General features: G+C 64.2%; 17 protein-coding genes. 10 read left to right on the top strand and 7 right to left on the bottom strand.

Annotation, left to right across the window (positions count from 1 at the left end; genetic code table 11):
- Positions 1–180: 180 nt before the first annotated feature.
- Positions 181–2,610: a penicillin acylase family protein gene (locus DNK59_RS21510; RefSeq protein WP_110724530.1), complete on the bottom strand. Its 2,430-nt coding sequence runs from the start codon at positions 2,608–2,610 to the stop codon at positions 181–183.
- Positions 2,611–2,979: 369 nt separating this feature from the next.
- Between DNK59_RS21510 and DNK59_RS21515 the strand changes: the two genes are divergently transcribed.
- Complete coding sequence (locus DNK59_RS21515; protein ID WP_110724578.1) at positions 2,980–3,549, top strand: cysteine hydrolase family protein; 570 nt, start codon at positions 2,980–2,982, stop codon at positions 3,547–3,549.
- Positions 3,550–3,564: 15 nt separating this feature from the next.
- Here the strand turns inward: DNK59_RS21515 and DNK59_RS21520 are convergent, their stop codons facing one another.
- Genes DNK59_RS21520 through DNK59_RS21535 form a run of 4 tightly spaced genes read right to left on the bottom strand, consistent with a single transcriptional unit; the run spans position 3,565 to position 5,291 of the window.
- On the bottom strand, positions 3,565–3,765 hold the full coding sequence (locus tag DNK59_RS21520; RefSeq protein WP_007923047.1) for an SEC-C metal-binding domain-containing protein: 201 nt from the start codon (positions 3,763–3,765) through the stop codon (positions 3,565–3,567).
- A 6-nt stretch (positions 3,766–3,771) separates the two neighbouring features.
- On the bottom strand, positions 3,772–4,257 hold the full coding sequence (locus tag DNK59_RS21525) for an LEA type 2 family protein (RefSeq protein ID WP_092320200.1): 486 nt from the start codon (positions 4,255–4,257) through the stop codon (positions 3,772–3,774).
- A 55-nt stretch (positions 4,258–4,312) separates the two neighbouring features.
- On the bottom strand, positions 4,313–4,789 hold the full coding sequence (locus tag DNK59_RS21530) for a YchJ family protein (protein WP_092320201.1): 477 nt from the start codon (positions 4,787–4,789) through the stop codon (positions 4,313–4,315).
- A 4-nt stretch (positions 4,790–4,793) separates the two neighbouring features.
- Entirely contained in the window at positions 4,794–5,291 is a 498-nt protein-coding gene (locus DNK59_RS21535; RefSeq protein ID WP_092320202.1) for a DUF6231 family protein, read from the bottom strand.
- Positions 5,292–5,481: 190 nt separating this feature from the next.
- On the opposite strand from DNK59_RS21535, the gene DNK59_RS21540 reads away from it, so the two are divergent.
- The 3 genes from DNK59_RS21540 to DNK59_RS21550 all read left to right on the top strand — a co-directional run bounded on the left by DNK59_RS21540 (position 5,482) and on the right by DNK59_RS21550 (position 7,452).
- Positions 5,482–6,171: an OmpA family protein gene (locus DNK59_RS21540; RefSeq protein ID WP_092320203.1), complete on the top strand. Its 690-nt coding sequence runs from the start codon at positions 5,482–5,484 to the stop codon at positions 6,169–6,171.
- Positions 6,172–6,419: 248 nt separating this feature from the next.
- Positions 6,420–6,701, top strand: coding sequence for a DUF1145 domain-containing protein (locus DNK59_RS21545; protein WP_110724531.1), 282 nt, complete (start codon positions 6,420–6,422; stop codon positions 6,699–6,701).
- Entirely contained in the window at positions 6,694–7,452 is a 759-nt protein-coding gene (locus DNK59_RS21550; protein WP_110724532.1) for a collagen-like protein, read from the top strand. The genes DNK59_RS21545 and DNK59_RS21550 overlap by 8 nt, the downstream gene beginning before the upstream one ends.
- Positions 7,453–7,509: 57 nt before the next feature.
- On the opposite strand, the gene DNK59_RS21555 is transcribed toward DNK59_RS21550, so the two are convergent.
- Positions 7,510–7,974 (bottom strand): CopD family protein, encoded by a 465-nt coding sequence (locus DNK59_RS21555; RefSeq protein WP_092320206.1) that lies wholly within the window; start codon positions 7,972–7,974, stop codon positions 7,510–7,512.
- A 99-nt stretch (positions 7,975–8,073) separates the two neighbouring features.
- On the opposite strand from DNK59_RS21555, the gene dinG reads away from it, so the two are divergent.
- From dinG to pdxH, 5 genes are all read left to right on the top strand, one after another.
- The gene (dinG, locus tag DNK59_RS21560; RefSeq protein WP_016965278.1) at positions 8,074–10,218 is read left to right on the top strand and encodes an ATP-dependent DNA helicase DinG; all 2,145 of its coding nucleotides are present in this window, start codon (positions 8,074–8,076) and stop codon (positions 10,216–10,218) included.
- Between the two features lie 93 nt (positions 10,219–10,311).
- Complete coding sequence (locus tag DNK59_RS21565; RefSeq protein ID WP_110724533.1) at positions 10,312–12,708, top strand: beta-galactosidase; 2,397 nt, start codon at positions 10,312–10,314, stop codon at positions 12,706–12,708.
- Positions 12,709–12,867: 159 nt separating this feature from the next.
- Positions 12,868–14,013 (top strand): serine hydrolase domain-containing protein, encoded by a 1,146-nt coding sequence (locus DNK59_RS21570; RefSeq protein WP_110724534.1) that lies wholly within the window; start codon positions 12,868–12,870, stop codon positions 14,011–14,013.
- 140 nt (positions 14,014–14,153) lie between these two features.
- A complete protein-coding gene (locus DNK59_RS21575) occupies positions 14,154–15,398 on the top strand; it encodes an OmpA family protein (RefSeq protein WP_110724535.1) in 1,245 nt (414 codons plus the stop codon).
- Between the two features lie 23 nt (positions 15,399–15,421).
- Entirely contained in the window at positions 15,422–16,069 is a 648-nt protein-coding gene (gene pdxH / locus DNK59_RS21580) for a pyridoxamine 5'-phosphate oxidase (RefSeq protein WP_092320210.1), read from the top strand.
- 10 nt (positions 16,070–16,079) lie between these two features.
- Here the strand turns inward: pdxH and DNK59_RS21585 are convergent, their stop codons facing one another.
- A complete protein-coding gene (locus tag DNK59_RS21585) occupies positions 16,080–16,316 on the bottom strand; it encodes a hypothetical protein (RefSeq protein WP_092320211.1) in 237 nt (78 codons plus the stop codon).
- Positions 16,317–16,490: 174 nt separating this feature from the next.
- On the opposite strand from DNK59_RS21585, the gene DNK59_RS21590 reads away from it, so the two are divergent.
- The gene (locus DNK59_RS21590) at positions 16,491–16,955 is read left to right on the top strand and encodes a glycine zipper 2TM domain-containing protein (RefSeq protein ID WP_060837850.1); all 465 of its coding nucleotides are present in this window, start codon (positions 16,491–16,493) and stop codon (positions 16,953–16,955) included.
- Positions 16,956–16,969 lie beyond the last annotated feature (14 nt).

Here is a 16,969-nt window from a genome sequence, read left to right on the forward strand (position 1 = left end):
ACTGAAGTGGGGCGTGTTTTGCGGCGGGCGCCAATAGGGTGCGTGGTGCGCAGTTGATCGCGGGAGGCGCTGGCTTGGGCATCACGCAGGTGCGTCAGGCCGGTGGCGGGGGCAGGCTGTTCGTTTTGGGGCAGGCCCGCTTGCACCGGATGGGCAAGCGGGCGGCAGAGCGCAGGGCGCTTACTTGCCCGGAACCAGGGTCAGGCGGGTCTTGCCGTAGCTGCGCTCGAAGTTCTGCGGTTGCATCGGCAGGCTCAGGTATTGGGCCTTGAGCCAGCCATCGATGCCATTGGCATAATTCGGGCTTGCCGGGTTGCCGGACTGGCCGCTGCTGTTGAGGCTCATCAAGGGTTCGCTGAGACCGAAATCCACGATAAAGCGCAGGGCCGGGGTATCGCTGATGACGAAGTCCTGCCCCCAGTGGTAGGCGGCGCTGTTGAGGGTGTCGTGGTCGCCTCCGGCCTGCATCGGGGCGCGGATCTGCCGGCCGCTGCTGCTGGTCCATGAGTAGCTGTGCAGCTTGCCCCATTGCCAGGCCTTGCGGTCGGCCCCCAGCAGTTGCTCGCCGGCATTGATGGCTGCCACCAGGCTGCGGGCGAGGATCGCCGGTTTGTCTTCCTTCTGCGCGCTGCGCGAGTCGTCCCAGAACGGGCTGTCCTCCTGCCCCAGCAGGTGGTCGGCCTGGGCCGAGTAGGACAGGTTGCCGTTGGCGACGAAGGCCTGCCAGGCGCTGCCGGACTCGGGGCCCAGTTTGTCGAGGAAGATCTGCTTGGCGCTTTCCTGCAGGAACAACTCGTACAGCGCTGCGTCGGCCGAGCCGGCAGTGACCTTGCCGTCGAACGCCAGCAGGCGGCTGTAGGCTTCCCGGGCCTTGGCGCGGTCGGCATCGGGCAGCGCCTCGATGGCTTTCTTCAGCGGTTGAGCCATGCCCGGGGCTTCGAACATCTTCTTCAGCTTGGCGGCGAACAGGGTGCTCTGGTCGTATTGCAGGGCGATCAGGCTGCGGTTGTCCTGCTTGCCGCTGGAGGCCAGTTCGGCCATGCGCTCGGCCCGTTCCGGGGCCTGCCAGGAGTTGGACAACTGCATGCCGTAGCCGCGGGAGATCACCCGCTGGTTGGCGGTGGCGATCCAGCCCTGGGGCGGGTCCTGGTCATAGGGGTGGAGCATCGGGTCGGCGTAGCCGTCCCAGTCGTAGCGGCCGTCCCAGCCCGGGGACGGCAGCAGGCCTTCGCCTTCGCGACGATTGGGGAAGCGCCCGGTGACCTGCCAGCCGATGTTGCTGGCATCGGCGAACACCATGTTCAGGGCGATGGCGCGGATTTCCCGGCTGGCGTCCGAGGCTTTCTCGACGTTCTGCGCCCGGGACAGGTCGAAGAAGGCGTCCAGGGTCTTGTCGTCCTTGAGCTCCGGCGTTTGCAGGGCCAGGCCGAAACCGCTGCCCGAAGCCGCGCCCAGGGCGCTGTTGAGCAACGGGCCGTGGCGGGTTTCGTACACCGCTTCGCGAATCGGCCGCTGGCCTTTGACGAAATAGGTTTCGTTGCGCACGGCCACCGGCTGCCATTTGCCGTTGTTCTGGTAGTACAGGGCGTTGCCCTGGCGCTTGAGCTTCTCTAGGAACAGGTCCTGGTTGTCGCCCATGACCGAGCTCAGGCTCCAGGCCACCTTGCCGTTGAAGCCCTGGAGAATCGCTGGCAAACCGGCAATGGAGGCTCCGGCGGCCTGGTATTTCGGTGCGCGGATCTGCGCGTAGTACCAGGCTTGCAGGTGACTGTCGGTTGCCAGCAGGCTGCGGCCGGTGCGGCTGCGCTGTGGGGCGATGGCCAGGTTGCTGCCGCCGCGCACCCCCAGGCTGTTGAGTTGGGCCATGCGGTTGGCGGCGCGGCTGACTTCGTTCAGCCCAGGGATAGAGAGGTTCAGCCCCTTGAGCTTGTCGGCCTCGGCCAGCGGCAGGGGTTCGTCGGGATAGCTCGGCGTCAGCCACGGCAGTTTGTCGCTGCCGACCTTTTGCGCCAGGACCAGAGCGTTGATCTCTTCCAGCAGGTTGGCGGACTGGCCGAAATTCAGCAGGCAGAAGATCAGGGCCGAGTCCTCGGCCTTCCAGTATTCGGGGGTATAGCCGGTCGACGCCAGATCCGGCGGCAGCTTGTCGCGATAGCGGAACAGGTAGGCGTTGACCCCCCGGGCGTAGACCTCGAAGAAGCGCTTGATCCGTGGCGACGAGGCCTTGTACAGCTCGTCGGCGCTTTTCTTCAGGTTCACCGCGCGCATCAGGCGGTCGACATCCAGCACCTCGGCGCCGGACATCTCGGCCAGGCGGCCTTGGGCCAGCAGGCGCAGGGTGACCATTTCGCCGATGCGGTCGCTGGCGTGCACGTAGCCCAGGGTGAACAGTGCATCGTGGAAACTGCTGCTTTCGATCAGCGGCACGCCCACCGCGTTGCGGCGCACGGAGACGTTCTGCGCCAGGCCCTTGAGGGGCTGCACGCCAGAGGTCGGGGGCAGGCTGTTCTGCGAGTTCCAGGATTGGCAACCGGCCAGGCTCAGGGCACCGGCCACAGCCGCGGCAACGCCGAGCCGGGGAAGAAAATGTGAAAGGGCTGGCGAGGCCATGGTCAAGCTCCTGCGGGGGGTAACGTCGATAAAGGCGCTACGTTAGTGAGCGGGCGAGTGCCGCGCAAGCGGGGGCAGGAGGTATTTCTTGATGGCGCTGCAAATAGCCATCACCGGCACGCCGGCGGCGGTCAGAGCGCGTAGGAGCCGGCTTGCCGGCGAACAGGTTTTATCGGCTTGCACCGCCTTCGTTGGCAAGCCAGCTACAAGGTAATGCTCAGACAGCGGGATTGACCTGCTCGACCAGGGCATAGGCCACGTTCCGTGACCGGTCGGGCCAGGATGCTATTGAACCAGCGATCGATGGCTTGCCTGAGCGGCAAAGTGATGCTCAAGTGCATCAAGTTCAATAAACGCAGCGAAGAACATATGCCCCTTTCGGCCAGCACCGCACTGATGCTCATCGACCAGCAGCAAGGCATCCTCGAACCCCGGCTCGGGCCGCGCAACAACCCCGAGGCAGAGGCGCGGATGCTTGAGTTGCTGGCACATTGGCGTGCCCGCGGTTGGCCGGTGATCCATGTGCAGCACTTGTCGCGCTCCAAGGACTCGGTGTTCTGGCCCGGGCAATCTGGAGTGGAATTTCAGCCGCGTTTTCGTCCCAGGGATGGCGAGTGGCTGATTCAGAAGCAGGTGCCGGACGCGTTCTGCGCCAACCCACTGGAAGCGGACTTGTGTCGGGAAGGGATTACGGGGCTGGTGGTGGTCGGTGTGGCCACCAACAACTCGGTGGAGTCGACGGCGCGCACCGCAGGCAACCTGGGTTTTGCGGTATGGGTGGTGGCCGATGCCTGCTACACCTTCGACAAGCCCGACTTTGCCGGTCGGGCCCGTACTGCCGAGGAGGTGCATGCCATGTCGCTGGCCAATCTGCACGGCGAGTACGCCACGGTCCTGTGCCAGGAGCAGCTCCTGGCCGCAGAGACTGGGCTGCGTTAGCGCCCGGCGTTCAGATCAAGCGCCGTGGCACTTCTTGAACTTCTTGCTGCTGCCGCAAGGGCAAGGATCGTTGCGGCCAACGTCTTTCAGTGCGTTGCGTACCGGCTCCTGGTGCGCGTGGTTGCAGTGCGGGCCGTGAACATGGCCATGGTCGTGATCGTGATGGTCATGATCGTGGTTGCAGTCAGGGCCATGGACATGAGGTTGCTGGGTCATTGCGGGTTACTCCGGAATAAAATCGCCGGGAATTATCACGCCATTGCGCTTCAGGTGCACGTCCTTGCCGATGAATAATCCGATTTCCAGTTCGCCTTCCAGGCGATAGGGAATGGGCTGTTCAGGCTTGCGCAGCAGTTTCACCACGTCGCGGATCTGCGGCCAGAGGTTGGTGCGCACCGGCACCTTGAAGAAGCGGCTGCTGTGGGGCGTGACGGTGAACCAGTGTTCGTGCTCGCCCTCGCTGAGCAGGAAGCGCTGCAGGTAGACCCGGTAGGTCAGGCGGCGCACGGTCAGGTCACTGTCGTTGGGGTTGTCCACTCGCAGGTGCAGGGTGAAGCGCTGTTCCAGCAGATTGGCCTTGACCACCTCGACTTTCACCAGGTGCACCGCTGGGTCCAGTTCCTCCTCGGTGAACCAGGACACGCACCCCGACAGGCTCAACAGTCCGAGCAGGCAGAGGGTCCGCAGGACGCGCAGTTCACCGATCATGGCAAGACTCCCTTTGAATTCCCCGGGGCCATCCTCGACCTGGGGCATTTTTGGTTCAGCGGGTGAAGTAGCTGGCGCAGCACTTCTTGAATTTTTGCCCGCTGCCACAAGGGCAGGCATCGTTGCGCCCGGCGTTCAGAGGCACCGTAGGATCGATGAAATACCAGCGTCCCTGGTTCTGTACGAAGGACGAGCGTTCACGGTGGCTATGCTCGCCCTGGTTGTCGTGCCAGCGGGCGGTGAAGGTGACGAAGGCGTGCTCCGGCTGGCCACCGAAGACCTCCGAACTCTCCACTTGCAGCCCCAGCCAGGTGCTTTGCGCGCTCCATTCGCTGATGGATTGGCGATCCAGCCCGGCCTGCTGCACCGGCAGGGTCGTGGCCAGCAGGTAATCCACCTGGCCCAGCACGTAGGCGCTGTAGCGCGAACGCATCAGGGCCTCGGCGCAGGGCGCGGGATGGCCGGCATGGTAATGGCCGCAGCAGGCATCCAGCAGGTTGCCGCTGCCGCAGGGACAAATCGAGGCGCTCATCGTCTTACCACCAATACTTTCCAAAGTTTTCCGGGTTCGCCCAGAAGCGTGAATTGAGCCAGTCGGGCACCTGTTTGTATTCAAGCAGATCATAGGTAAACAGGGTCAGCACCTGCTGTTCCCGCTGGAAGCGTTCGCTGGCCTGCAGGGCCAGGGAGAAAAAGTCGGTTTCCTGCCAGCCGCAGGCGGACAGGTCGGCCAGTACCGCAATCCGACTGGCATTGAGGTTGCGGATGCCCCCCAGCAGGTTCAGGCCGTCGCGCTTGGGCAGGTGCTCCAGGCAGTCCACCGCCAGGGCCAGGTCGAAACGCCGGGCCGCCAGTTCCGCGGGCAGGGGGCCCGGCGCTGCTTGAGCGACCTGAGTGCCGGGGTGGGCTGCCTTGAAGGCCGCCAGGGCCGGGAAGTCGCTGGCGCCGATCAGCAGCAGCTGTTGCGGTGCATAGCGATCCAGCAGGGCCGCCAGGGCTTGCTGGGGTGTACGAGTAGAAATGCCGGCGCTCATCTTAGCTCCTCGATCAGAACGCCCAAGACTAGCGCGCCGCCACCTTCGGGCCTAGAGCGGTTCACCACTTATTGCGCGACGCTCCCGTGTTTACGGGGCTAAACCGGCGATGGCCCACTGCTGGCGCAGATCAATGCCGGGGTCTTTACTCCGTGAATCGGCCTTGAGCCGATCCCTCAGGAGAAATCAGATGAGCATCATTCGGACGGCAGTACCCTTGGTTCTGTTAACCAGTGTGTTGACTGGTTGTGCAGGTTTGCAGAAAACCGACTGGCCGATCTGTGCCGCGGTGGGCGGTGTCACGGGCGCGGCGCTGGGCGCCACCGAAAGCTCCTCGTGGGCGGGCGGTGGCGCGTTGCTGGTCGGTGGCCTGGCCGGCGCCTATTGCTGGGTAAAAGGTGACGGCGACGAGGACGGCGATGGCGTGCCGGACAGCCGTGACAAGTGCCCGCATACCCCAAGGGGCGTGAAGGTCGATGCCAATGGCTGCCCACCACCGCCACCCGTGGTGGAAGAGGTGGTAGTGGTCAAGGAAGAAACCATCGTCATTCGCGACGTGTACTTCCATTTCGACTCGGCCAAGCTGACCGATGCCGACAAGTCCAAGCTCAATACCATCGTCACCCGCCTGAAACAGGAGGCGCCGAGCGCGCAACTGCGAGTGACCGGCCACACCGACAGCGTCGGCAGCGACGCCTACAACCAGAAGCTCTCGGACAAGCGTGCCCACTCGGTGGTGGAGTACCTGATCAGCAACGGCATTCCACGCAACAGCTTCGTCTCGGTGACTGGCGCTGGTGAAAGCAAGCCGGTGGCGGACAACAAGACCGCCGAGGGTCGGGCGATGAACCGTCGCACGGAAATCCAGATCAACCGCTGAGCCCCATGACCTGCGCGGCGCCACTGCCGCGCAGGATCTTTTTGGCTCCCGGCTCGGGGTATTGCTGTCCAGGCCGGCGCTGGTTTTCCCCTAGGTGCTAATTCGCCCGCCGAGGTCGGCCGTGGCGGGTGATCCTCGTCGATCCAGCCGCTAAACAGAGGCTTGGGCAAGAATTTTCATCCTCCTCTGGCGTCCCCCCGGGATAAATCGTTACTGTGCGCGCAAAGAATAATTCACGAGGGGAGCGTATGAAGTTGTTGTGGGGGATGGGTAAATTTCTGACGTTGGTTTTTTGGCTGGTGGTGCTGATCAATCTGGCCAAGCCATTGGTCAATCCATTGCATCTGCTGGTCAATCTGGCGGGCAGTCTGTTGCTGTTGACCCATTTGCTGGAACTGCTGCTGTTCAATGGCAGCCTCAAGGACCGTGCGCATCCCTGGCGTGATCGTCTGCAAATCCTGCTGGTGGGGATCTTTCACCTGCAAACCCTTCCCGCTGTTGTTCCTGCTGTCGAGACCGATCATGCGTAAGCTCTGCCTGCTGGCCCTGTTCTGCAGTCCCCTGGCCGTGGCCCAGGTGGTGCAGGTCGAAAGCAACTCCTTCATGCGCCTGCCCAATACCACTAGCACCTTGCAGCTGGAGCGCCTCGACGTGGCGGACTACGGCACCTTGCTGATTCCGGCCAATGTCACCGAGCTCAAGGTCGACGAGCTGCACCTGGGGCGCGAGGCGCGGATCGCCATCGTGCCGACCGGGCAAAGCCTGGAGTTGCGGGTCCAGCGTGCGCAGTTGGACAGCGGCAGCCAGATCAGCTCCCGCGGTGCGCCGGGCACTTTTGAAAAGGCGCCCAAGCCGGGGCGCAACCTGAACCTGCGGTTTGAATCCCTGAAGGCCGAGACCTTGTCCGTGGACGCTCGAGGCGGTGCCGGTATTCCTGGTTATGTCGGCCTCGACGGCGCCAACGGTGAGGAGCCGGGGTGCACCTGGGGCCAGGCCGGGCGCGGCGCCGATGGGGACAACGGTGGCAATGGACGACCAGGGGCGGCGGGCGCCCAGGTCCGCCTCGAGTTGCCCCGTGACTTCCCCAGCGAGCAGATCAAGGTGCTGGTCGATGGTGGTGCCGGTGGCCTGGCCGGTGCTGGAGGTAAGCCGGGTGCCGGGGGCAAGTCCAAGGGCTGCCTGGTGTATCGCACCGACGGCGGCAAGAGCGGTCGCCCTGGCGCCCAAGGCCAGGCAGGACCTGCGGGAGAAGCGGGTTCGCTGACGGTCCAGCGTTTGTAACAGGCGGCTTGAGGCCGCGGTTCCCCAGGCGCCCGCTTTTGTAGCGGGCGCTTGCATTCAGAAGGTCGGCCGGGCCGCGGCCAGCGCCACCAGCAGCAGGCCGATGATCAGGTTGCTGCCCACCAGCCGGCGGATCTTGCCCAGCGCCGCGGCGCCGGCCGGCCAGTCCTGCGCCGCGACGGCCTTGCGCAGCTCCGGCAGTTGCAGGGACTGGATGCGGATGAACAGGGCGGTCATCACCAGATACAGGCCCATCATGATCTGCACATACTTGGGCGCGGTTTCAAAGCCGCTGAAGCGCAAATGCAGCAGGCCGATACCACTGATCGGCAACAGCACCACGGCGACCCAGACCCAGACGAAAAAACGCGGAAACACTTGCGTCCACAGCTGCAGTCTTGCCGGTCCCTCAAGGGCTGCCACGGCCGCGGGGCGCAGGACCATCCAGGCGAAAAACATGCCGCCGACCCAGACCAGGGCGGCCAGCACGTGCAGGGTGTAGGCAAGGGCGAAAGCGGTCATTGGGGTACTCCGTTCTGCGCGGGATGAATTAGCGGGGTATGATAGCGGCCGATTCGAACCACTGAAAATTTATCCAGCGTTTTGTGCGCCCGAAAAACCATGATCAGCAACGAACTCAAAACCACGATCCAGGGCGCCTACTCGCGTTTTCTCGAAGCCAAGAGCCTCAAGCCGCGTTACGGCCAGCGCCTGATGATCGCCGAAGTGGCCAAGGTCCTGGGTGATATCGACACCGACGACGAAGGCCGGCGCAGTGGCGACCCGGCGGTAGTCGCCGTGGAAGCCGGCACCGGTACCGGCAAGACCGTGGCCTACAGCCTGGCGGCGATTCCCACGGCCAAGGCCGCCGGCAAGCGCCTGGTGATCGCCACCGCCACCGTCGCCCTGCAGGAACAGATCGTCTACAAGGACCTGCCGGACCTGATGCGCAACAGCGGGCTGAACTTCAGCTTCTCCCTGGCCAAGGGTCGGGGGCGCTACATGTGCCTGTCCAAGCTCGACATGCTGCTCCAGGAAGGTCACGCGCAGACCGCCACGGCCCAGTTGTTCGAGGAGGAAGGCTTCAAGATCGAAGTGGATGAAGCCAGCCAGAAGCTGTTCACCAGCATGATTGAGAAGCTCGCCGGGAATAAATGGGACGGCGACCGCGACAGCTGGCCCACGGCCCTGGAAGACGCCGACTGGGCGCGCCTGACCACCGACCACAGCCAGTGCACCAACCGCCATTGCCCTAATTTCGGCCAGTGCGCCTTCTACAAGGCCCGCGAAGGCATGGGCAAGGTGGACGTGATCGTCACCAACCACGACATGGTCCTGGCCGACCTGGCCCTGGGTGGCGGCGCCGTGCTGCCGGACCCGCGCGACACCCTCTATGTGTTCGACGAAGGCCACCACCTGCCGGACAAGGCCATCGGCCACTTTGCCCATTACACCCGGCTGCGTTCCACCGCCGACTGGCTGGAGCAGACCGCCAAGAACCTCACCAAGCTGCTGGCCCAGCACCCGCTGCCCGGGGACCTGGGGCGCCTGATCGAGCAGGTGCCGGAGCTGGCGCGGGAGATCAAGACCCAGCAGCAGTTCATGTTCAGCGCCTGCGAGCAGATCGCCGACTTCAAGACCGGCGAAGACATGGAGGGCCGCGAACGGCCGCGCCATCGTTTCGTCGGCGGGCTGATCCCCGAGCACATGCGCGAGATGGGCATCGAGCTGAAGAAGGGCTTCTCCCGTCTTACCGACCTGTTCACCCGCCTCACCGAGCTGCTCAAGGAAGGCATGGATGGCGAGGTCAATATCGGCATCGCCAGCAACCAGGCCGAAGAGTGGTACCCGCTGTTCGGCAGCCTGCTGGCGCGGGCCTCGGGCAACTGGGAGTTGTGGACCGCATTCACCGTCGAAGACCCGGAAGACAACCCGCCCATGGCCCGCTGGCTGACCCTGGCCGAGAGCGGCTCGCTGTTCGACATTGAGGTCAACGCCAGCCCGATCCTCGCCGCGGAGATGCTCCGGCGCAATCTGTGGAACGTGGCCTACGGCGCCTTGGTGACCTCCGCGACCCTGACCGCCCTGGGCACCTTCGACCGTTTCCGCATGCGCGCCGGCCTGCCGAAGAAAGCCGTCACCGCCGTGGTGCCCAGCCCCTTCCATCACGCCGATGCCGGGGTGCTGCGGGTGCCCGACCTGCGGGCCGACCCGCGGGATGCGCCGGCGCATACCGCGGCGATCATCCGCGACCTGCCGGAGCTGGTGGAGGGCTCGCGCGGCACCCTGGTGCTGTTCTCCTCGCGCAAACAGATGCAGGACGTGTTCGACGGCCTGGATCGCGACTGGCGCAAGCAGGTGTTCATCCAGGGCAACCTGTCCAAGCAGGAAACCCTGAACAAGCACAAGGCCCGGGTCGACGGCGGCGATTCCAGCGTGCTGTTCGGTCTGGCGAGTTTTGCCGAAGGGGTGGACCTGCCCGGTGCCTACTGTGAGCACGTGGTGATTGCCAAGATCCCGTTCTCGGTGCCGGACGATCCGGTGGAAGCGGCGCTGGCAGAGTGGATCGAGGCCCGGGGCGGCAATCCGTTCATGGAAATCTCGGTGCCGGACGCCTCCCTCAAGCTGGTCCAGGCCTGCGGTCGCCTGCTGCGCACCGAACAGGACCGCGGCACCATCACCCTGCTGGACCGCCGCCTGGTCACCCAGCGCTATGGCAAGGCTATCCTCAATGCCTTGCCGCCATTTCGCCGAGAAATATCTTGAGCACGGCGCGCACCTTTGCGCGCCGTGCTGTCTATTTCACGTCACCGCTTCAGCACCGGCCGTTCATCGGCCTTTAGGGAGAGCCAGGTTCATATGATTCGCCGTTCGTTGCCCACTGTATTTGCCCTGTTGTTTGCCGCGCCGGTACTGGCGGCCCCAGCCGGACAACAGACGCTGTTCAACTTTGTCCGACCTGCCGCCGTGGTGCAGGTGGCGACACAAGATGCCAGCCTGCCGCAGTCCAATGCGGAGCAGACGGCCGAGGGCGAAGTGCTGCGGCGGATCACCTTCAACCCCACCGCCAAGCCGAGCCTGAGCCTGACGCCGCAGAGCGGCGCCTGGGACTGGTCGCAGTCGGGGATGATGAGCCTGCGCATCCAGAGTGCGATGAACTGGGCCCTGACCCTGTACGTGAGCATTCAGAGCAACGACGGCAAGACCCTGGTCAGCCGCGTCGACCTGCCGGCCGGCCCGGCGCAGACCTTGCTGGTGCCCCTGGTGGCCAGCGGTCCCCTGAGCCAGGGCATGAAGGCTGCGCCGCCAATGCCGATGACCGTGGATGGCCAGCGCATTCTGCTGGCCAGTAGTGAAGGGCAACTGGACCGCAGTCAGGTGGTATCGGTCACCCTGTCCCTGGATAACCCCAAGGCAACCCAGAGCATCCTCCTTGAGCGCTTCGGCGTGCTGGATGATGAGGGCGTGATCAAGGCGGTCTACGCTTCGCTGGTGGATGGCTACGGTCAGTCGACCCGGGCCCGCTGGCCGGAAAAGGTCAGCAGCGATGATCAGCTCAAGGCAGCCGATGCCAGGGAGCAGCAACAGCTCAAGGGCTGGCTCGGCGAGCGCGAGAAGGCGCCGCTGGACAAGTTCGGCGGCTCAAGCCAGGGCCCGGACTTCAAGGCCAGCGGCTTCTTCCGCACGGAAAAACGCGATGGCCGCTGGTTCCTGGTGACCCCGCAAGGGCATCCGTTCTACTCGCTGGGAGTCAACACCGTGGCCCCGGACAACAGTCAGACCTATGTCGCCGGGCGCGAGTGGATGTTCAGCGCCTTGCCCAAGGACGACGAGCCCCTGGCCGCCTATTACGGCGAAGGCGACAACCGCGGTGGCAATGGTGCCGACCAGGGGCGTGGCTATAACGCCGGCCGTTGGTACGACTTCTACCGGGCCAACCTGCAGCGCACCTATGGCAAGCCTTGCGTCCATGACGACTCGGCGGCGGACGGGGCGTCCGCCAACCAGGCCCAGCCTGCGGCGGCGGAGGCGGCCGTTCCGTGCGCGCCGCCGGCGTTTGACGAGAAGCGCTGGGTCGAGCACACCCTGGATCGTCTGCAGGCCTGGGGGTTCAACACCATCGGCAACTGGAGCGCGCCGGCCCTGGGGCTGGCCGACCGTGTGCCCTACACCGTGCCGCTGTCCATCGTCGGCGACTACGCCAGCATCAGCACCGGCAGCGATTGGTGGGGCGGCATGCCCGATCCCTTCGACCCGCGCTTTGCCATGGCCACCGAGCGCGCGGTGGCGATTGCCGCCCGCGATCACCGCGACGATCCCTGGCTGATTGGCTACTTTGCCGACAACGAACTGGCCTGGGCCGGTCCCGGAGATGATCCGAAAGCCCGCTATGCCCTGGCCTACGGCACCTTGCGCCTGACCACCGACGTCCCGGCCAAGCGCGCCTTCCTCAAGCAACTGCGGGACAAGTACCGCAATCAGGCGGGCCTGTCGAAAGCCTGGGGCATCGACCTGCCGGCCTGGGAGCTGATGGAGGACCCGGGCTTCGTACCGCCGTTGCCAAGTCCCGAGCACCCGGAAATCGAGGCTGACTTCAAGTATTTCCAGAAAGTCTTTGCCGAGACTTATTTCAAGACCATCGCCGACTCTTTGAAGTGGCATGCCCCCAATCACCTGCTGCTGGGCGGTCGTTTTGCCGTCAGCAACCCCGAAGCGGTGGCCGCCTGCGCCCAGTACTGCGATGTATTGAGTTTCAATCTCTACACCCTCAAGCCGCAGGACGGTCAGGACTTCGCCTATTTGCGCAGCCTGGACAAGCCGGTGCTGGTGACCGAGTTCAACTTCGGCTCCCGGGATCGCGGTCCGTTCTGGGGCGGTGTGACCGAACTGGCCCGGGAAGAGGAGCGTGGCCCGGCCTACGCCAACTTCCTCAAGCAGGCGCTGAGCGAGCCGTCGATTGTTGGTGTGCATTGGTTCCAGTATCTGGACCAGCCCGTGACCGGGCGCTTGCTGGACGGTGAAAACGGACATTTTGGCCTGGTGGGCATTACCGATGTGCCGTTCCAGGGCTTTGTCGAGACGGTGCGCAAGAGCAACCTGCAGGCCCTGGAGCAACTGGCCAAGGTCGCGGAGCAGGCCCGGGTCGAGGCGACGCGGGTGGAGGCTGGCGGGCGCGAAGGCGAGGGGGGGGGCAAGTCCCACGCTGGCAAGGGGCTTGGCGGACACGCGGGTGGCCACTCGGGTAACGGTCATTGAGTGGCTGGCCTGATCAGCGGCTTTCGCGAGACGCCGGGCAGCGCCTGGTCGCCTCCTTGAGCGAGAGACCTTGCCTGCCCTGGCGGCTGTTCCCAAATGCCTTCGGTGCTGGAACAATGCGCGCCACGTTGTCGAGCATTGTTGCGGGGGAAGTCAGGGGTGCAGATTCAAGGCCATTACGAACTTAAATTCGAGGCGGTACGCGAGGCCTTCGCGGCATTGTTCGAAGATCCTCAGGAGCGCGGCGCGGCGCTGTGCATCCAGATCGGCGGGGGAAACGTCATCGACCTCTGGGCCGGCACCGCCGACAAGGATGGCGCCGAAGCCTGGCACAGCGACACCATCGCCAACCTGTTTTCCTGCACCAAGACCTTCACCGCAGTCACCGCGCTGCAACTGGTGGCCGAAGGCAAGCTCAAGCTGGATGCGCCCGTGGCCGATTACTGGCCGGAATTCGCCGCCTCGGGCAAGGCGGCGATTACCCTGCGTCAGTTGCTCTGCCACCAGGCCGGGCTGCCGGCGCTGCGTGAGTTGCTGCCTGCCGAAGCCCTGTACGACTGGCAAACCATGGTCGATGCCCTGGCTGCAGAGCAGCCCTGGTGGACGCCGGGCGAAGGGCATGGTTATGCGGCCATCACCTATGGCTGGCTGGTGGGAGAACTGATCCGGCGGGCCGATGGCCGTGGCCCGGGGGAGTCTATCGTGGCCCGCGTGGCCAGGCCTTTGGGGCTGGATTTCCATGTGGGCCTGGCTGACGAGGAGTTTCATCGGGTCGCGCATATCGCCCGGGGCAAGGGCAATGTCGGCGATGCCGCGGCCCAGCGCCTGTTGCAAGTGACCATGCGCGAGCCTACGGCGATGACCACTCGGGCCTTTACCAATCCTCCGTCTATCATGACCAGCACCAATAAACCCGAGTGGCGGCGCATGCAGCAGCCGGCGGCCAATGGCCATGGCAATGCCCGCAGTCTTGCCGGCTTCTACAGCGGCTTGCTCGATGGCAGTTTGCTGGAGGCCGACATGCTCGAGGAACTGACCCGTGAGCACAGCCTGGGCATGGACAAGACCTTGCTGACCCAGACCCGGTTTGGCCTGGGTTGCATGCTCGACCAGCCCCAGGTCGCCAATGCCACTTTCGGCTTGGGCGCTCGGGCATTCGGGCATCCGGGGGCCGGCGGTTCCATCGGATTTGCTGACCCGGAACATGACGTGGCCTTCGGTTTTGTGACAAATACCCTGGGGCCTTATGTCTTGATGGATCCGCGGGCGCAGAAGCTGGTGCGGGTTTTGTCGGATTGTCTGTAAAAAGGTTGCTGTTAAGAACTTTTTTGCTTAAACATGCTGGAAAAGCTGCAGGCATGAACCCTGTGGCTTTTATAATTTCCAAGCGTCTGTTTGTAGCGGTTATTTAGACCGAAATTTTTATCTCATTTTGTGGATATCCCATGTCGTCAAACAAGTCTCTAGCCTTGGCCATCTGCCTGACCGTCACCGGTTGCGCACAAACCCCACAAAATGAAGCGGATGGCGGCCATTGGTGGTCGTTCGGGTCCGACAAGAGCAGCAGCAATCAAGCCCCGCAAGCGGCCGAGAAACCGGCCGCAGCCGAAGCGGCGCCTGCCGCTCCCGCGGGCAAACCGGCGGTAGCGGCCAAAGCCGCTGCGCCAGCGCCTGCCGCCAAAGCCACCGCTTCTGCCAAACCAGCAGCGCCAGCCGGCAAAGCACCGGCCGCCGCCAAGCCGGCCGTTGCTGCGGCTGCCGAACCGGCTCCTGCACCTGCTCCCGTGGCCGCAGTACCAGCCCCAGCCGCTCCCGCCGCGAAGGCCGAAAGCAGCAGTTGGTGGTGGCCGTTCTCCTCCAAGGACTCCGCCGACAAGCCGGTCGCCGAAGCCAAGAAGGCCGAGCCGGCTCCTGCTCCGGCAGTGGCCAAGGCGGCGGATTCCGAGACTCACTGGTGGTGGCCGTTCGCCAAGAGCGAGCCCAAGCCGCTGAGCAAAGTGAATGTGGCGGACGTGCCGATGCCCGATCCGAAAATCACCCAGGCCTGGCTGGACGACTACGAGCCACGCCTGCGTGAAGCGGTGAAGGACAGCAAGCTGCAAGTGGAACGTCGTGAAAACGTGCTGGTAGTCACGGCGCTGGTCGATGCCTCCTTCAACCCGGATCGTCCGGCCATGCTGCTGCCTGTGACCCTGGGCCCGTTCACCCGCGTGGCCAAGGCGGTTGAAGGCGATCCCAAGACGGCCGTGCTGATCCTCGGGCATGCCGATGCTACCGGTCCGACCCTGGCCAACCAGAAACTGAGCCGCGATCGTGCACAGTCCGTTGCGGCCATTTTCAGCCTCAGCGGCTTGAAGCAGGACCGCCTGATGCTGCGTGGCATGGGCGCCGTGATGCCGCGCGCCGCCAACGACAGCCCGCAGGGCCGTTCGCTGAACCGTCGTGTGGAAATCATGCTGACCCAGCGCAGCACCCTGTTGGGCCTGCTGAGCAAGTACAACCAGCCGACGCCATCCGAGACTGAAATGGTCGCCGTGCAGGACGCCAAGCCGCCTGTGCCAGCTGCAAGCGGCAAAAAGGCCGCAGCACCGGCGAAGAAGTCCAGCGCCGCCAAGAAGCCTGCCGCCAAGAAGGCTCCGGCGAAAAAAGCGCCAGCTCCGGCCAAGAAGGTCGCGCAAGCTAACAACTGATTCTCAAGGAAAAGGAAGCAGGCATGACGCAGTCTCTGGCTGATATGCGCCGCGATTACACCCGCGATGGTTTGTCCGAGGCCCAGGCCCCGGACGAGCCCTTTGCGCTGTTCCACCAGTGGTTTGCCGATGCGGTGAAAACCGAGCAGCCCCCGGTAGAGGCCAATGCCATGACCCTGGCGACCGTCGATACCGACGGTCGCCCCCATTGCCGCATCCTGTTGCTCAAGGGGTTGGATGAACAAGGTTTTACCTTCTTCACCAACTATGAGAGCGCCAAGGGGCAGCAACTGGCTGCACGGCCCTTTGCTGCCATGACCTTCTTCTGGCCAACCCTGGAGCGTCAGGTACGGATTGAAGGCCGGGTGGCCAAGGTCACGCCGCAGGAGTCCGATGCCTATTACCAGGTTCGTCCTCTGGGTAGCCGCCTGGGGGCCTGGGCTTCACCGCAAAGCCGGGTGATCGCCGATCGCGCCGAGTTGCAGGAACTGCTCAAGGCCACTGAGGCGCGCTTCAGCGACAGCCAGCCCGATTGCCCGGAACACTGGGGTGGTTATCGCTTGCTGCCGGAGCGTATCGAGTTCTGGCAGGGGCGTCCCAGCCGCCTGCATGATCGCTTGAACTATCGCCTGCAGGGCGAGCAGTGGGTCCGCGAACGTCTGGCTCCCTGAGGGCTGCGGGTCATTCGCTGGGATAACCGGCCGCAGCGGCTTCGAGCCATTGCGGCAGGTCCCGGCGTTTTACTTTCTGGCGTTGGGCCTCGGCTAGTTGTTGCAGCATGAATTGCTTCTTCTGCTCATCGCTCCCGGCCATGGACAGCGCCAGGTCCCGGTCTGTCCAGCGCTTGATGCGTACATACAGCCACCAGTGGAAGTACAGACCGGCGACAGTGGTCACGATGATGATGAAGTAATCCATGGGGAATCCTTTGTTCGGTGGCGCTCTGCGGGAAACCGGCATCACCGTATTGAGAAGTTTTAGCGTTCATACCGTCTGTACTTCGGCTGAATGAAACCAATTTTATCCGGGCTGCGCCGTGACAGGCGTCAAGCTGCGGAGTCTAATGACCATCTGTCCTTTGGAGTTGATCCTATGCGTAAGTCTGTTTTGCTGGTTGCGTCTTTCACCGCGATGGCAACGTTGCTCGGCGGTTGTGCCTCTAACCTGACCGGTGACTCCTACTCCCGCGACGAAGCGCGTCGCGTGCAAACCGTGCGTATGGGCACCATCGAATCCCTGCGTCCGGTAAAAATCGAAGGCACCAAGACCCCGATCGGCGGCGCTGCTGGCGCTGTGATCGGCGGCGTGGGTGGCAGCGCCATCGGCGGTGGTCGTGGCAGCATCGTCACTGCGGTGATCGGCGCGGTTGCTGGCGGTCTGCTGGGCTCGGCCACTGAGGAAGGCCTGACCCGCACCCAGGGCGTCGAAATCACCGTGCGTGAAGACGACGGCAGCATGCGTGCCTATGTGCAGCAGGTGCAGGAAAACGAAGTGTTCCGGATTGGCGATCGCGTACGCATCATGACCGTCAACGGCACCAGCCGCGTTACTCGCTGATACCTTTGCTGCAA

Origin of the sequence: Pseudomonas sp. TKO26, assembly GCF_003225665.1 — a bacterium.
Lineage (GTDB): Bacteria > Pseudomonadota > Gammaproteobacteria > Pseudomonadales > Pseudomonadaceae > Aquipseudomonas > Aquipseudomonas saponiphila.

Bases quoted from the DNA above. Each gene is read 5' to 3' on its own strand.
- DNK59_RS21585 (WP_092320211.1), bottom strand. From the start codon at position 16,316: ATGGATTACTTCATCATCATCGTGACCACTGTCGCCGGTCTGTACTTC.
- DNK59_RS21555 (WP_092320206.1), bottom strand. From the start codon at position 7,974: ATGACCGCTTTCGCCCTTGCCTACACCCTGCACGTGCTGGCCGCCCTG.
- dinG (WP_016965278.1), top strand. From the start codon at position 8,074: ATGATCAGCAACGAACTCAAAACCACGATCCAGGGCGCCTACTCGCGT.
- DNK59_RS21535 (WP_092320202.1), bottom strand. From the start codon at position 5,291: ATGAGCGCCGGCATTTCTACTCGTACACCCCAGCAAGCCCTGGCGGCC.
- DNK59_RS21590 (WP_060837850.1), top strand. From the start codon at position 16,491: ATGCGTAAGTCTGTTTTGCTGGTTGCGTCTTTCACCGCGATGGCAACG.
- DNK59_RS21565 (WP_110724533.1), top strand. From the start codon at position 10,312: ATGATTCGCCGTTCGTTGCCCACTGTATTTGCCCTGTTGTTTGCCGCG.
- pdxH (WP_092320210.1), top strand. From the start codon at position 15,422: ATGACGCAGTCTCTGGCTGATATGCGCCGCGATTACACCCGCGATGGT.
- DNK59_RS21525 (WP_092320200.1), bottom strand. From the start codon at position 4,257: ATGATCGGTGAACTGCGCGTCCTGCGGACCCTCTGCCTGCTCGGACTG.
- DNK59_RS21540 (WP_092320203.1), top strand. From the start codon at position 5,482: ATGAGCATCATTCGGACGGCAGTACCCTTGGTTCTGTTAACCAGTGTG.
- DNK59_RS21545 (WP_110724531.1), top strand. From the start codon at position 6,420: ATGAAGTTGTTGTGGGGGATGGGTAAATTTCTGACGTTGGTTTTTTGG.
- DNK59_RS21550 (WP_110724532.1), top strand. From the start codon at position 6,694: ATGCGTAAGCTCTGCCTGCTGGCCCTGTTCTGCAGTCCCCTGGCCGTG.
- DNK59_RS21520 (WP_007923047.1), bottom strand. From the start codon at position 3,765: ATGACCCAGCAACCTCATGTCCATGGCCCTGACTGCAACCACGATCAT.
- DNK59_RS21575 (WP_110724535.1), top strand. From the start codon at position 14,154: ATGTCGTCAAACAAGTCTCTAGCCTTGGCCATCTGCCTGACCGTCACC.
- DNK59_RS21515 (WP_110724578.1), top strand. From the start codon at position 2,980: ATGCCCCTTTCGGCCAGCACCGCACTGATGCTCATCGACCAGCAGCAA.
- DNK59_RS21530 (WP_092320201.1), bottom strand. From the start codon at position 4,789: ATGAGCGCCTCGATTTGTCCCTGCGGCAGCGGCAACCTGCTGGATGCC.
- DNK59_RS21510 (WP_110724530.1), bottom strand. From the start codon at position 2,610: ATGGCCTCGCCAGCCCTTTCACATTTTCTTCCCCGGCTCGGCGTTGCC.